This window comes from Lentzea sp. NPDC036955 (assembly GCF_055608005.1).
This window is the reverse complement of record NZ_JBVJRC010000006.1, coordinates 570,198-584,477: the sequence shown is the minus strand read 5'-3', so window position 1 is coordinate 584,477 and position 14,280 is coordinate 570,198. Positions and strand designations below refer to the sequence as shown.

The 14,280-nt window shown below is 72.4% G+C and carries 13 protein-coding genes; 8 read left to right on the top strand and 5 right to left on the bottom strand.

The genetic code is table 11. The annotated features are described in order from the left end of the window. Positions 1–59: 59 nt before the first annotated feature. Entirely contained in the window at positions 60–1,658 is a 1,599-nt protein-coding gene (locus ACZ7CF_RS23290; protein ID WP_470370560.1) for a PucR family transcriptional regulator, read from the top strand. Between the two features lie 13 nt (positions 1,659–1,671). Here the strand turns inward: ACZ7CF_RS23290 and ACZ7CF_RS23285 are convergent, their stop codons facing one another. Then, on the bottom strand, positions 1,672–2,358 hold the full coding sequence (locus tag ACZ7CF_RS23285; protein WP_360388849.1) for a metallophosphoesterase family protein: 687 nt from the start codon (positions 2,356–2,358) through the stop codon (positions 1,672–1,674). 48 nt (positions 2,359–2,406) lie between these two features. Here ACZ7CF_RS23285 and ACZ7CF_RS23280 point away from each other — a divergent pair, with 48 nt between their 5' ends. The 4 genes from ACZ7CF_RS23280 (at position 2,407) to ACZ7CF_RS23265 (ending at position 7,352) form a co-directional block, all read left to right on the top strand. Beyond that, positions 2,407–2,979: a CGNR zinc finger domain-containing protein gene (locus ACZ7CF_RS23280; RefSeq protein ID WP_470370559.1), complete on the top strand. Its 573-nt coding sequence runs from the start codon at positions 2,407–2,409 to the stop codon at positions 2,977–2,979. Between the two features lie 9 nt (positions 2,980–2,988). After that, positions 2,989–4,017 (top strand): alpha/beta hydrolase-fold protein, encoded by a 1,029-nt coding sequence (locus ACZ7CF_RS23275; RefSeq protein WP_360388855.1) that lies wholly within the window; start codon positions 2,989–2,991, stop codon positions 4,015–4,017. Positions 4,018–4,138: 121 nt separating this feature from the next. Next, positions 4,139–5,854: a S8 family peptidase gene (locus tag ACZ7CF_RS23270; RefSeq protein ID WP_470370558.1), complete on the top strand. Its 1,716-nt coding sequence runs from the start codon at positions 4,139–4,141 to the stop codon at positions 5,852–5,854. Positions 5,855–6,494: 640 nt separating this feature from the next. After that, entirely contained in the window at positions 6,495–7,352 is an 858-nt protein-coding gene (locus ACZ7CF_RS23265; RefSeq protein ID WP_470370557.1) for a DUF2690 domain-containing protein, read from the top strand. Here ACZ7CF_RS23265 and ACZ7CF_RS23260 read toward each other — a convergent pair. Further along, entirely contained in the window at positions 7,345–8,190 is an 846-nt protein-coding gene (locus ACZ7CF_RS23260; protein WP_360388864.1) for an MmyB family transcriptional regulator, read from the bottom strand. The two genes, ACZ7CF_RS23265 and ACZ7CF_RS23260, sit on opposite strands and share 8 nt — an antisense overlap. 100 nt (positions 8,191–8,290) lie before the next feature. Here ACZ7CF_RS23260 and ACZ7CF_RS23255 point away from each other — a divergent pair, with 100 nt between their 5' ends. Beyond that, positions 8,291–9,055, top strand: coding sequence for an SDR family oxidoreductase (locus ACZ7CF_RS23255; protein ID WP_458431962.1), 765 nt, complete (start codon positions 8,291–8,293; stop codon positions 9,053–9,055). Positions 9,056–9,064: 9 nt separating this feature from the next. On the opposite strand, the gene ACZ7CF_RS23250 is transcribed toward ACZ7CF_RS23255, so the two are convergent. The 3 genes from ACZ7CF_RS23250 to mptB are packed head-to-tail and all read right to left on the bottom strand — an operon-like array spanning position 9,065 to position 12,525. Beyond that, complete coding sequence (locus ACZ7CF_RS23250) at positions 9,065–9,580, bottom strand: hypothetical protein (RefSeq protein WP_458431961.1); 516 nt, start codon at positions 9,578–9,580, stop codon at positions 9,065–9,067. A gap of 49 nt (positions 9,581–9,629) precedes the next feature. Then, positions 9,630–11,120: an apolipoprotein N-acyltransferase gene (gene lnt / locus ACZ7CF_RS23245; protein ID WP_470370556.1), complete on the bottom strand. Its 1,491-nt coding sequence runs from the start codon at positions 11,118–11,120 to the stop codon at positions 9,630–9,632. Further along, positions 11,107–12,525: a polyprenol phosphomannose-dependent alpha 1,6 mannosyltransferase MptB gene (mptB, locus tag ACZ7CF_RS23240; RefSeq protein WP_470370555.1), complete on the bottom strand. Its 1,419-nt coding sequence runs from the start codon at positions 12,523–12,525 to the stop codon at positions 11,107–11,109. The genes lnt and mptB overlap by 14 nt, the downstream gene beginning before the upstream one ends. Before the next feature lie 409 nt (positions 12,526–12,934). On the opposite strand from mptB, the gene ACZ7CF_RS23235 reads away from it, so the two are divergent. Continuing rightward, a complete protein-coding gene (locus tag ACZ7CF_RS23235) occupies positions 12,935–13,747 on the top strand; it encodes a glycoside hydrolase family 20 zincin-like fold domain-containing protein (RefSeq protein ID WP_470370554.1) in 813 nt (270 codons plus the stop codon). 65 nt (positions 13,748–13,812) lie between these two features. Then, positions 13,813–14,214 carry a hypothetical protein gene (locus ACZ7CF_RS23230; protein ID WP_360388884.1) on the top strand — a complete coding sequence of 134 codons (402 nt, stop codon included), beginning with the start codon at positions 13,813–13,815 and terminating at the stop codon, positions 14,212–14,214. Positions 14,215–14,280: the final 66 nt, after the last annotated feature.

Sequence of the window (14,280 nt, the reverse complement as noted above, 5' to 3'; positions counted from 1 at the left end):
GCGGACGTCGGACGCGCAAGGGATTCCTCTGTAGACGGTTCCCGTGGCACGGTGGCGGGGTGAGCAACCGAACCGGCCTCGCCCGCGTGCTCGACGACCTCGGCACGACGCTGATCGACCTGGTCCGCGGCGACCCCGCGCGGGCCGGTGGCATCGGCGGCGTGGTGATCGACGACCCGCACGACGACCAGGTGCTGCCGCCGCGCGCGCTGGTGCTCGGCGTCGGCGTGCGGGAACCGGCGGACGTGCGAGCCCGCCTCGACGAGCTGGGCGTGCTCGGCGCGGCCGGGCTCGTCGTGCGCGGTCCGGTCGTGCTGACCGACGAGGTCGCCGCGGCGGCCGACCGCTCCGGTGTGGCGCTGCTCGGGCTCGCGCCGGGGGCGTCGTGGACACAGCTGGCCGCGCTGCTGCGGTCGTTGCTGGCCGAGGGCGAGGTCACCGACTCGGAGACACTGGGCGGCACCCCGGCCGGTGACCTGTTCGCGCTGGCCAACGCCGTCGCGTCGCTGATCAGCGCGCCGGTGACGATCGAGGACCGCAGCTCGCGGGTGCTCGCGTTCTCCGGGCGGCAGGAGCAGGCGGACGCCTCACGCGTGCAGACGATCCTGGGGCGGCAGGTGCCCGCGCGGTACTCGCAGCTGCTGGAGGCACGCGGGGTGTTCCGCCGGCTCTACCGCAGCGACCAGCCCGTCTACATCTCGGACCTGCCCGACGACGACGGGGGTGTGTGCCTGCCGAGGGTCGCGGTCGCGGTGCGGGCGGGCGACGAGGTGCTCGGCTCGATCTGGGCGGCCGTGCGGGCGCCGCTGCCCGCGGACCGCGAGCTGGCGTTCTGCGACGCGGCCAAGCTCGTGGCGCTGCACCTGATGCGGCAGCGTGCGGGTGCCGACGTCGAACGCCGGTTGCGCGCGGACCTGGTCAGCACCGCGGTCGAGGGCGGTGCGGGTGCGGCGGAGGCGGTGCGCCGGCTCGGGCTGACCGACCAGGAGTGCGTGGTGCTCGTCCTCGCGCTCGCCGACTCGCACGTGGACGACCCGGCGGAGCACGCCCGGCTGCTGGCCGAACGCCAGCAGGTCGCGGACGCGTTCGCCATGCACCTCACGGCCGTCCACCCGCGTGCGGCCGCCGCGCTCGTCGGTGACGTCGCCTACGCGATCCTGCCCACCGAGTCCGAGGACCGGGCGCTGCGGATCGCCACTGACTTCCGCACCCGCATCGGCGACCGGGTCGTCGTCGGCGTCGGGCCGGTGGCCGACGGGCTGACCCTCGCCCGGTCCAAGGCGGGCGCCGACCTGGCGTTGCGGGTGCTGCGCGCCGGCCGGTCGCAGCGCGCGGTCGCACGGGTGTCCGACGTGCACAGCGAGGGCCTGCTGCTGGAGCTGGCCGACCTGATCGCCGAACGCGGCGACACCCTCACCGGCCCGGTGGCACGACTGATCGACTACGACCTCCGGCACAACGGCAACCTCGTGGAGACGCTCAGCGCGTGGCTGGACGCCTTCGGCGACGTCGCCGCCGCCTCGGCCGCCGTCTTCGTGCACCCCAACACGTTCCGCTACCGGCTGCGGCGCCTGGCCGAGGTGGGCGAGCTCGACCTGACCGACCCGGACGCCCGGTTCGCGGCGATGCTGCAGCTGCGGCTGTGGCGTCCCGTGTGACGGACCGGGCCGGTCAGCACGCGTAGTGGAACGTCGTGACGATGCCGTGCCCGGTGAACTGGTGCAGTGCCATGCCCGGCGGGTGCTCGCGGTTCGCGGTCGGGTGGTCGCCGTCGAGGTTCGCCGCGGAGACGATGCCGGGCGCCACGAGCACGGGCACGCCCGCGAACTGCGCCACGCACGCGGTGTGGACGTGTCCGCAGAGGATCGCCGTGACGGTGCCGATGCGGTCGACGAGCGCGGCCAGCGCGTCCGCGTTCAGCAGCCGCATCGGGTCGACGTAGGTGTGGCCGATCTCCATCGGGGGCTGGTGGAACGCGAGCACCGTCCGCTCGGCGCCCGCGGCGAGCGCGGCCACCCGATCGGCCTCCTCCTCCCGCAGCACTCCGTGGTTCTCCCCCGGTACGACCACGTCGACGCCGATCACCCGCAGCTCGCCCACGTCGAGCACCGGCACGGACGGCACCAGCGCGGGCACGTCGTGGTTGCCCGGCACCGCGAGCCACGGCAGCCGGCCCTCCATCACCGCGCTGAACTGCTCGTACTCGGGCTCGACGCCGTTGTCGGCGATGTCCCCGGTGAGCACGACCGCGTCCGGCTGCCGGTTCGCGGGCAGCAGGTCGAGCACCGCGCGGAGCCGGTCCGCCCGCTCCGGTGACCCGTCGAGGTGGCAGTCGCTGAGGTGCAGGAGAGTCGTCACCCGAGCTAGGCTAACGGTAAATCTGCATTTACCGTTAGCGGAGGCTTGGTGTTCACACTGCCGGACGGCACCGACGGCGTGACGGCGCTGGCGTTGGTCAGCACCATCGCCGACGACGGCAACGGCGGCGTGGCCGACCACCTCGCCACCGACGCGGAGGTGCACAACTGGGTCGCGAACCGCTTCCCCGGCGCGCTCGTGGTGCCGGACCGCGTGCGCACCCTGCGGTTCGCCGCGCGCTCGGCGTTCGCCGCCTCCGTGTTCCCGCACCCGCCGAGCCGGGTCGAGCGGACGCGGCGGATGAGCGACACCGAGGCCGCCGCCGTCCTGCACAACGCCGTCAACGCGCTGCGAGCCGAGACCGTCGTGACGATCGAGGACGGCGTCCGGCGCCGGCTGCAGACCGCGGCACGGGGTCCCGCGCTCGTCGAGGGCGCACTGGCCCTCGCGGTCGTCGAGTTCCTCACCGGCCCGCTCGCACCCCGCCTGCGTTCGTGCCAGGCCCCCAGGTGCGTGCGGTACTTCGTGCAGCAGCACGGCCGCCAGCAGTGGTGCAAAGCGTCGTGCGGCAACCGTGCGCGCGTAGCGAGGTTCACGAGCCAACAGCAAGATCGTGGTTGACTCGGTCGCATGCTTCCGTGGGAGGGCGAACTCGCCGGCCGGCTCGACCGGCACACCGTCGAATCCGAGCTGCTGCGCGGCAACCCGCTCGGCGACCCGCACGAGCGCCCGCTGTGGGTGTACGTGCCGCCGGGCTACGACTCGTCCGACGAGCGCTACCCGGCCGTGTACGTGATCCAGGGCTACACCGGCCACCTGGGCATGTGGGCCAACCGCACGCCGTTCCGCCAGCCGTTCGTCGAGACCGCGGACGCCGTGTTCGCGAACGGCGCCCCGCCGTGCGTCGTCGTCTACGTCGACGCCTGGACCACCTACGGCGGCTCGCAGTTCGTCGACTCCCCCGGCACCGGCCGTTACCACTCTTACCTGTGCGACGAGATCGTGCCGTGGGTCGACGCGCACTACCGCACGATCCCGGCCCCGCAGTCCCGTGCCATCGCCGGCAAGTCCTCCGGCGGCTTCGGCGCGATGATCACCCCGATGCTGCGCCCCGACCTCTTCGGCGCACTGGCCACGCACGCGGGCGACACGCTTTACGAGTACTGCTACCTGCCCGACTTCGCCAAGGCCGTGCGTTTCCTACGCGCCTATGACCACGACATCCGCGCGTGGTGGGCCGATTTCCAGGGTCGTCCGGCCTTCACCAAGCCCGCGGACGCCACCCTCCTGAGCACCCTCGGCGTCGCGGCCTGCTTCTCCGCCCTCGACGACGGCACCCCGGAGCTGCCGTTCGACCCGGTGACCGGCGTCCTGCGCCCCGACGTGTGGCAGCGCTGGCTCGACCGGGACCCGGTCCGCATGGTCGCGACCCACGCCGGCGCGGTGCGCTCGTTGCACGCGGTGTGGATCGACGCGGGCCGCAGCGACGAGTACCACCTCGACCTGGGCGCCGAGGCGTTCCGCGCCGAGCTGGCCGCGGTGGGCGTGCCGGACGAGCGCGTCCACTTCGAGCTGTTCGACGCCGGTCACGCCGCCATCGACTACCGCTACCCGCTCTCGCTGGCCTGGCTGGCTGACCGGCTGGCACGACTTTCGTAGGGTTTCTGAACTCCGCGCGTCCCTGACGCCTGCGATGCTCCTCTTCAGCTCGTGACGGGCCCCTGCGCCCCGCGCACACTGCGCGGGGACAGCCCGCGAGAGTGTTGGAGGAATCGTGTTCGTGCGTACAAGAACACGCCTGCGTGCCGCGGTCATCGCCGCGGTCGTGGGCGCCGGGGTCCTGGCGGCGGCAACCCCGGCAGTGGCGGCACCCGCGGCGGGCAACCGGTCGTACCTGGTCATCACCGCACCCGGTGACACGGCGGGCGCCAAGTCCGCGGTCGCGAGCAACAGCGGCACGGTCTGGGCCTCCTACGACGCGATCGGCGTCGTCGTCGCCCACTCCGGCTCCGCGGACTTCGCGACCCGGATGCGGTCGGTGAGCGGCGTGCAGAAGGTCGGCGCGACCCGCACCTCCGACGTGCCCGCCGAGGCGGCGAACCCGGCCGTCCCGGCCGCCCCGGCGCAGGCCACGCCCGCCGCCGGTGAGCCGGTGCGCACGGACATGAGCCAGATCGGCGCCGACCGCGCGTGGGCGGTCAACCAGGGCTCGCCCACCGTCACCGTCGGTGTGCTCGACACCGGTGTCGACGACCAGCACGCCGACCTCAAGGCCAACTTCGACGCGGCCAACTCGGCGTCGTGCGCCTACGGCAAGCTCGACACGCGCACGGGCTCGTGGCGTGACACGGACACGCACGGCACGCACGTCGCGGGCACGATCGCGGCCGCCAAGAACGGCGTGGGCGTGGTCGGCGTGGCGCCGGGCGTGAAGATCGCATCGGTGCGCATCGCGGAGAAGCCGAGCGGGTTGTTCTTCGCGGAGAACACCATCTGCGCCATGGTCTTCTCCGGTGACCGCGGCTTCGAGGTGACCAACAACAGCTACTACACCGATCCCTGGTTGTTCAACTGCCCGAGCAACGCCGACCAGGACGCGATCCTGGAGGGCGTGAAGCGCGCCGTCGCCTACGCCGAGGGCAAGGGCGTGCTCACCGTAGCCGCCGCCGGCAACGAGAACTACAACCTGGCGGCCAAGTCCACGGACACGACCAGCCCCAACGACTCCACGCCCGCGACCCGCACGATCAGCAACGCCTGCCTGAGCGTGCCCGGTGAGCTCTCCGGCGTCGTCAGCGTCTCGTCGATCACCTCCTCGAACGCCAAGTCGTCGTTCTCGAACTTCGGCACCGACAAGATCCACGTCGCCGCCCCCGGTGACAGCGTCTACTCGACCGTCCCCGGCGGCCGGTTCGGTTCGAAGTCCGGCACGTCGATGGCCTCCCCGCACGTCGCGGGCGTCGCCGCACTCCTGAAGTCGGTCAACCCGACGGCCACCCCCGCGCAGCTGCGCACGCTGCTCGCGACCCAGGCCGACGACCTGTCCTGCTCCGACACCCGGTGCAGCGGCACCACCGCCAAGAACAACTTCTTCGGCGAGGGCCGCGTCGACGCGTTCGCCGCGGTCGACACCGGCACCACCCCGCCCGGCCAGACCTTCGAGAACACCGCCGACGTCGCCATCCCCGACGCCGGCTCGGCCGTGACCAGCTCGATCACCGTCTCCGGCCTCACCGGCAACGCCCCGGCCACGCTCAAGGTCGGCGTCGACGTCGTGCACACCTACCGCGGCGACCTGGTGATCGACCTCATCGCCCCGGACGGCACGGCGTACCGCCTGAAGGACTCCAGCACCTCCGACTCCGCGGACAACGTGGTGGAGACCTACACGACCAACGCCTCCAGCGAGGTCGCGAACGGCGTGTGGAAGCTGCAGGTGCGGGACACGTACCGCAGCGACACCGGCTACATCAACGCCTGGAAGCTGACCTTCTAGGCACAGCCGGGGGTGGGCCCGCGGCCACGGGCCCACCTCTCGCCGTCAGAAGCAGTAGCTCGCCTGCCGCCAACCGACCGGGCCGTTGATCGACTGGTAGGCGAGCTCCCCGTAGGCTCACACGACCTGGTTGGAGCTCCCGTTGAGCTGCCCGGAGAAGGCGGACGACGCGTAGCAGGGGCCTGGGTCGCAGACGGGGTTGCAGGCGTGGCCCCACGTGCTGGTGCCGTCGCCGGGCGCACCGCCCACACCCGGATGCCGAGCGAGGGCACGGCATACGCGGCACCGGAGTTCATCCGCACCCTGGCCCAGTTGGTCTGGCAGCCGGTGCTCCACCGCAGGTCCACCCAGCCGAGGACGTTGCCGCTGATCTCCGGGTGGAGGATCGGCACGGTGCTCGCCGTGCCGTTCGCGGGACCACCGCTGCCGGCACAGCCACACCGCGGACAAGACTTCTCATCGTCGGTCCTTTCCTCCGTCAGTGGAATCGCTGGCCCGTCCGGGTGTTGCGCGTAATGCGCCGCGCTGTCGGACATGTGGACCAGTGAAGGGAATCGCCATTCAGGTGTAAGCGCGGACCGGGTTGGCCAACACGACGTCCAGGCGTGGACAACAGGTCCGGACAACCGGAGGGATGCGCATGCCTCGTCCCGAACGGCCGATCGACGGGTCCACCGGTCCGGCCCAGCTGTTCGCCGCCGAGCTCAGGAAGCTGAGGGACGCGGCCGGTGGCGAGTCCTGCCGCTCCATGGCGGCCAGGGTCCACTTCTCCAAAGCGACCCCGTCGTCCGCTGCCAGCGGTCACCGCCTCCCCACCTGGGACGTCACGAAGGCGTACGTCCAGGCGTGCGGCGGTGAGGTGGACGAGTGGCGGCGCCGCTGGGTCCAGGCCCGCGCGGACCTCGGCCTGCCGCCGGACGAACCGGCCCCGGCCGCTCCCCGCGAACCCGAGCGGGCCGCCGGGAAGGCCGGCGCCGGACCGGCCATCGCCGCGGTGGTCGCCGTCCTGGTCGCGGCGGCGTTCGGAACCGCCCGGTGGTGGGGCGCGAACCGCACTCCACCGGAGACCTCGCCCCCGTCGGCGGACACGACGCCGAGGTTCGCCGGAACCGCGGCTCCGGTCGCCGACGGCGCCGACCCGAAGGAGTCCGGGTGCGCCTACGACCCGGAGGTCACCACGCTGGACAGCGTCGAGATCAACACCGCCCAGCGCAACTTCCTGGGCACCGCCGAGCTGCGCTACTCCCCGCGCTGCCGGGTCGCGTGGGGCCGGTTCACGCCGAGCGACCGGGTCACGTTCCTGAGGAGCGCGACCGTCACGATCGCGGCCGAGCGTCCGCGGACGACGACGAAGGGACTGCCATACAGCACCGAGTTCGACGGGCAGGCCGTGTTCGGCAACATCCTGCTGACCGCGGACGGCTGCGTGCAGGTCACCGTCACCGTGGCCGCACCGTCCGGGGGTGGCGCCAGCACGACCGGGTGCCGGCCTACCTGACGTCCTCGAACGTCTCGTGCCCGAGCACGCCCAGCAGCTGAATCTTGTCGAACGCCTCCGTGCGCGGCGGTGCGGTCAGCACCAGCAGCGCCTGCGACTGGTCCTCGGTGAACAGCGCCTGGCAGTCGACCTCGATCTCGCCCAGTTGCGGGTGCACCAGCACCTTGTGGTCCTCGAACCGCTTCGCGACCTCGTGGCGTTCCCACAGTTCCGCGAACTCGGCACTCTCTCGCGACAGCACACGCACCAGCTCGCCTGCACGCGAACGTGCGCCCATAGCGCCGTAGGCAGCTCGTAGGTTCGCGACTTGGGCGCGGGACTGGCGGTCGCGGTCGTGCTCGGGGTAGATCAGGCGTTCGTCCGGGTCGGTGAACCAGCGGTAGATGCCGCTGCGCGCCAGGCCGGTGAACTTCGACGAGTCGCCGTAGAGGGCGGCCGCGTGCCGGTTCTGCAGCAGCACCTCGCCGAGGTTGGAGAGGATCAACGCCGGGGTGTCGGTGAGGCGGTCCAGCACGCGTTGCAGCGCGGGGGCGACGTGGGTGCTGGTGACCGACGGGGACGGGGCGTTGCGTCCGGCGATGCGGAACAGGTAGTCGCGGGCGTCGTCGGTCAGGCGCAGCGCGCGGGCCAGTGCCGCCAGCATCTGCTCGCTCGGTTGCGGGCCGCGTTGTTGTTCAAGGCGCGTGTAGTAGTCCGTGGACATCGCGGCTAGTGCTGCGACCTCCTCGCGCCTGAGGCCCGCCGCTCGCCGACGTGCGCCCACGGGCAGACCGACGTCCTCCGGCCGGAGCTCTTCGCGTCGGCGGCGGAGGAAGGCTGCGAGTTCCACACGGTCCATGGCTTCAGTATCGGCGTGTGTGCGCCGTGAGCCAGGGATCGCCGATCCCCCGATAAGCGCTCTCTGCCGCGTGCGACGGCAACGGCAGAAGCTTTCACTCATGGACATCACCGGAAACACCGTCTTCATCCCCGGCGCCACCAGCGGCATCGGCCTGGCGCTCGCGCTGGCCCTGCACGAACGCGGCAACACCGTGGTCGTCGGTGGCCGCCGCACCGAGCTGCTGGAGCGCATCGCGGCCGAGCACCCCGGTGTCGAGACCGTGCGGATCGACACGGCCGACGCGGACAGCGTCAAGGACGCGGCCAAGGACGTGCTGGCGCGCTTCCCCGAGCTGAACGTCCTCATCACCATGGCGGGTGTCATGCGCGTGGAGGACTGGCGCCGGCCGGAGACCTTCCTGGAGTCGGCGGAGACGACCGTGACGACGAACCTCCTCGGGCCGATCCGCCTCATCGCGGCGTTCGTGGAGCACCTGCAGACGCGACCGGACGCCACCATCATGACCGTGTCGTCCGGGCTCGCGTTCGCGCCGCTCAAGGTGACGCCCAGCTACAACGCCACCAAGGCCGCGATCCACATGCTCAGCGAGACGCTGCGGCTGCAGCTGGCCGGCACCTCCGTGCAGGTGACCGAGCTGGAGCCGCCGTCGGTGCAGACGGACCTGCTGCCGGGCCAGGCCGACAACGACCACGCCATGCCGCTCGACGAGTACGTCGCCGAGGTCATGGGGATCATCGAGGCCCGGCCCGACGTGCGGGAGATCCAGGTGGAGCGGGTCAAGTTCTTGCGCTACGGCGAGGCCCGCGGCGACTACGACCAGGTCGTGGCCGCCCTCAACGCCGAGGACCCGCACGGCGACTGAACCAGGGGACTACCCGCGCAGGTAGGTGATGTAGGAGTCGGCGGCGGCGCGGGCCCGCTCGCGCAGTCCCTGCGGATCGGTCTTGGCCACCGCCTCGAACCCGTCGCAGGACTCCGAGAGCGTGGTCGCGCTCAGCGTCGCCGCCGCGATGTCGGGCAGCTCGGACTTGATGCACCGCACGGCCCGGCCCACCGCGTCCGGGCTGCAGAAGTCCTGCGGCGAGTAGCACTTCTCCACCAGGCCGTCGAGGACCGGCTTGGACCGCTCGAAGATCAGCTTCATGCCGGCGAGGTTGTTGATCGCCTGCGGGATCACGACCTCCCGCAGCTGTGTCACGTCCTGGCGCTCTGCTCCCGGTTGCAGCTGCGCCTGGCAGACGGGCTTGATGAACTCGTCGCGCACGATCGTGGCCATGGTCCCGACCGAGCTGGAGAGGTTGTCGTAGCAGGCGATCGCACTCGACGCGGTGGGCGCGAGCATGAGGGGAACCGTCGCGAACACTGCGGCCAAAGCGGTCTTGTTCATCATCGCCGTCCTTTGTGGAGTGTGCAGACGGCCGTCAGGTACCCGTTTCTCAGGAGGGGACGCCGGTTTCCGGCAACGGCGACCTCATCGGGTGATCCTCGGTCACTCCGCGTCGACGACGGCGCTGCCACAGCCCGGCGAGACAGGCCACGAAAGCGGCACCGGTGAACACGACGTGCAACGCGCCGCCGAACCTGGTGGCGATCGTCAGGGACGAGCGCAACGGCACGGTGTCCACCAGCAGGTCGTCGGTGAACATCCCGGTCGACCGCACGACGCTGCCGTCCGGGCGCACGACCGCGCTCACGCCGCTGATGGCCGCGACCACGACCGCACGGCCGTGCTCGACCGCCCGCAGCCGGGCCATGCCGAGCTGCTGGTAGGTCATCTCGCCGCGGCCGTACCAGGCGTTGTTCGTCGGCACGACCAGCAGCTGCGCGCCCTCGGCCGCGGACTCGCGCAGCACGTAGTCGTAGGCCACCTCGTAGCAGATGCCGACGCCCACGCGGGTGCCCGCGACGTCCAGCAGGCCGGGTTCGCTGCCCGCCTTCAGGTCCTGCTGGTCGGCGAACGGCGTGACCAGCCGGGCGAGCGGGCGCAGCGGGATGTGCTCCGCGAACGGCACCAGCTCCTGCTTCGCGTAGGACTCCCCCCGGCCGCTGCCGGGACGCCACGCGATCACCGAGTTCTCGCCGTTCTTCAACGCGCTCACGAGCACCGGCACGCCGAGGTCGTCGACCATCCGGTCGAGCACCGGGTCGCGGTCGCCGGTGCGGGTCGCGCTCTCCGGCCACACCACCAGGTCGGGCTTCGGTCCCGGTCGTGCGGCCAGCTCCGCGGTCTTGCGCAGGTGGTTGGCGCGCAGCTCGGCGCCGGCGTCGAGCAGGCCGAGGCCGATGTCGGGTGCGTTGCCCTGCACGACGGCGACGGTGCGGGTGCCGTTCTCGGCGGCGACGGGCACGGTGACCAGCAGCGCGGCCAGCACCGGCAGCAGCGCCCACGACCGGCGCCACTCACGCGGCCGGCGCAGCCATGCGCCCAGCCCGAACCCGGTCACCACCACGGCGAACGTCACCAGCGGCGCACCACCGAGGGACGCCAGCCGCCCGAACGGCCCGTCGACCTGGCCGAACGCGACCCGGCCCCACGGGAAGCCGTTGAACGGGATGAGCCCGCGCGCTGTCTCCTGGAGCACGAACAGCAGCGCCGCCCACACCGGTGCTCCCGGCAGCCGGGCGACCAGCGGGTACAGCGCGAACGCGGCCGAGACGAACAGCGCCATCAACGCCGAGAGCACGAGCCACGGCCACGGGCCGAACTCGGTGCCGAGGAAGTGCTGGATCCACCACAGGTGGGGCAGGAAGAACGCCAGCCCGAAGACGAAGCCCAGGCGGCCGGGACGCCCGTTCCGCAGGGTCAGCCACAGCACGAGGAACGCGGGCACCGCCAGCCACCACAGGGTGCGCGGCGGGAAGCTCGACGCCAGTGCGCCGCCGGCCAGTGCCGCGACGCCGTACCGGCCCAGGTCAGCCCCGCGCACCGGGCACCCGGCTCGCGACGAGGCGGTGCAGGACGAGGAACGCGCAGGCCACGAGCGCGAGGCCGGCGCCGTAGCCGACCACCAGCTCGCCCACCCGGCCGGTGAAGTCCCCGGCCAGCGGCGGCACGAGCAGGGCGAACATCGTCACGGCCGCGGTGAGGCCGGTCCGCCACAACCCCGCGGCCGCGAGCGGCACCACCGCCCACAGCAGGTACCACGGCTGCACCACCGGGCCCAGCACCACGATCACGCCCATCACCAGCCCCAGCGCCCTCACCTCGGAGATCCCGCCGCGCAGCTGGCGCGTCAGCACCACCGCGACGCCGCACAGGACCAGCACGAGCCCCGCGACCCGTCCCGCGGAGATCATCGCCTGACCACTCTCCGCACCGGACACCGCACCGGCCAGGAAGCCCGGCCAGTTGCTCGGCGCCATCCAGCTGGGCACCTTCGACGGCGTCCCGAGGGCCTGCACCCAGCCGAATCCGGCCCGACCGGCCAGTGAGGTCGCCACGGACACCAGGACGGCGGCGGCGACCATGGCGGCACCACTGAGCGTGAACCTCAGCAGCCCGCCGCCGAACCGGCGGGCCAGCGCCGTGCCGACGATCGCGAGCGCGGCCAGTGCCGGCAGCTTGACCTGCGCACCGAGCGCGATGAGCACGATCCCGGCCGTGACCGACCACCAGCGGGCGTCGTCGAGTGCGTCGAGCGCGACCACGGTGCCCGCGAGCATGAGACCGAGCATCAGGGCGTCGTTGTGCATGCCGCCGATGAGGTGCCACAGCACCAATGGGTTCAGCACGCCCAGCCACAACGCCGTGCGCTGCGACGCGCCCGCACGCGCGGCCAGCCGCGGCACCGCCCACACGACGAGCAGCAGGCCCAGCACCGCGGCGAGCCGGTGCAGGACGATGCCCGCGACCGGATCTCCGCCGGTGATCTCGGCGATGCCGCGCTCGACCGTGCCGAACAGCGGCCCGTACGGAGACGGCGTCTCCCGCCAGTGGCCGCTGACCCGTGCGACGGCCTCGGCGCTCGCACCGGCCGCGGGGCTGACGACGTTCGGGTCGAACCCGCGGGCGGCCACCTCCCCCTGCGCGAGGTAGCTGTACACATCAAGGCTGAACAGCGGCGGTGCCGGCACCAACGGGGCACACCACCACGCGAGCGTGCGGCGCAGCCACGTGGCCGGGCGCTTCGTGCGGCCGAGCAGCACCCACGCCAGCACGACCAGCCCCGCGCCCGCGATGGCGGCGGCCAGCCCGGCGGCGCCCGCTCCCGCCGTGACCGCCCACGCCCCGCCGGTCAGGAGCACCGCACCGCCGGTGCCGGTCCAGCGCAGCACCTCCGCCTCGGGAGCGGGTGCCAGTGAGCGGGGAAGGGCCGCCGTTGCCGTCTGCACGGAACAGACAGTGCTTTCCGGACAGATCGTCCCGCGTCACCCCGCGGTCGCTGCCGGGCGTACGACCTGAGGATGACGTTGATCATCCGGTGGTCGCGCAACCTCCTGCCGGGCCGCCGCCACCAGTGCCGACACCGGTTCACCCGGCGGCGCCTCGACGTCGACCCCGGAGATCAGTCAGCCCCCGCCGCTCAGGGGGCCGCCGAGCGGGTGATCTCGATCACCGACACCACCGTGGGCATCGCCGCGAGGGCCTGCCGTGCGCACACTGGAAGAGGTGCACCGCGGTTCCGTCGACGTGACCGCCGCACCTGGTCGAGGCACCACCGTGCGGCTGCCGGGTCACGTGGAACTCACCTGAGCCGTGCCGCGTTGAGCGGGTGCAGGCAGTCCGCCGGAGAGGAACGCGGTGATCGTCCCCATGCCCTCGAACGCACCCCGTCGCACGGGTGCGTTCGCACTGACCGAGGACGTCACGATCAGGGTGACCGGTCAGGCCCGCACGGCGGCCGCGATGCTGCGCGAGCACATCTTCCGCCACACCGGCCACACGCTGGCCGAGTCGCCCGACGGCAGGCTCATGGTGACGCTCGACCCGGCACTGCGCGGACTCGGCCCCGAGGGCTACGCGCTGCTGGTCAGCCCGAGCGCCGTGATGCTGCGGGCGCGGGCCCAGGCCGGTCTGCGGCACGGCGTGCAGTCGTTCCGCCAGCTGATGACCCCGGACGGCACCGTGCGCGCCGCCGACGTGCAGGACTCCCCCGCGTTCGCGTGGCGCGGCGTGACCAGCCCGCTGCTGCCGGCCGCCGAGATGCGCGCGACCATCGACCGGATGGCCGCCTACAAGCTCAACGTCCTGCACCTGCGCCCGGACGGCAACCAGCACGAGCTGCGCGAGCTCGTGGAGTACGCGCTGGCCAACGGCGTGACGATCGTGCCCGAGATCGGCAGGTCGCTCGCCGAGGTGCTCGACGTGTTCCCCAGCCGCTGGGTGCACATCGGCCGGGCCAAGCTGACCAGCGGTCTCGCTGGTCTGCTGCAGAGCCACGACCGGGTGCCGGTGCGCTGGCACGAGGGTGACGCGCCCGCCGACGTCCTCGGCCCGCACGGCCAGCTCAGCGAGGGCGACGCAGGGCTGCGCGCCGTCGCGGTGGCCGGCTGGGTGGGCGGCCACGGGGTGCTGCAGCGGTCCGCCGCACTGGCCTCACCCGCACTGGGCTGACCGAACCAGGTTTAACCGGCCTTCTCCGGGGTACAGACGCGTCCCCGGGAAAGGAAGTTCCGACCATGCCCTCGTCCAGGCCCCTGCGCCGGATGGCCGCGCTGCCACTGGTCCTGCTCGTGGTGGCGGCCTGCCTCGACCTGCTGCACGTCCTGAGCGGCAGCACCACCGCGGCCGCGCTCGCGTGGCACCTGATCACCGCCGGTCTGCTGCTCGGCATCGCCGTCGCCGCCGCCCAGTGGCTCGACCGGATCTTCGCCGAGCCGGCCGAGCACACGTCCGCGCGCGACGTCGGGATCGCCTTCGTGCTCCTGCTCTTCGGCACCAGCTGGGCGTTGCGGCTCGGCGAGGTCGGCTGGCAGCCGAGCTGGGGCGCGACCCTCGCGGCGTGGGCGGGCGCGCTCGGGGTGCTCGCCGTGACCTACCGCGGCCCGCTCCGGCGGAACGCGGCTGTCAGCACGTCCTGAACACCTGCGCGGCGTACTGGCGATGACGTAGGGTTCGGGCACCTCGTCGGTTCTGATCCGAAAAGA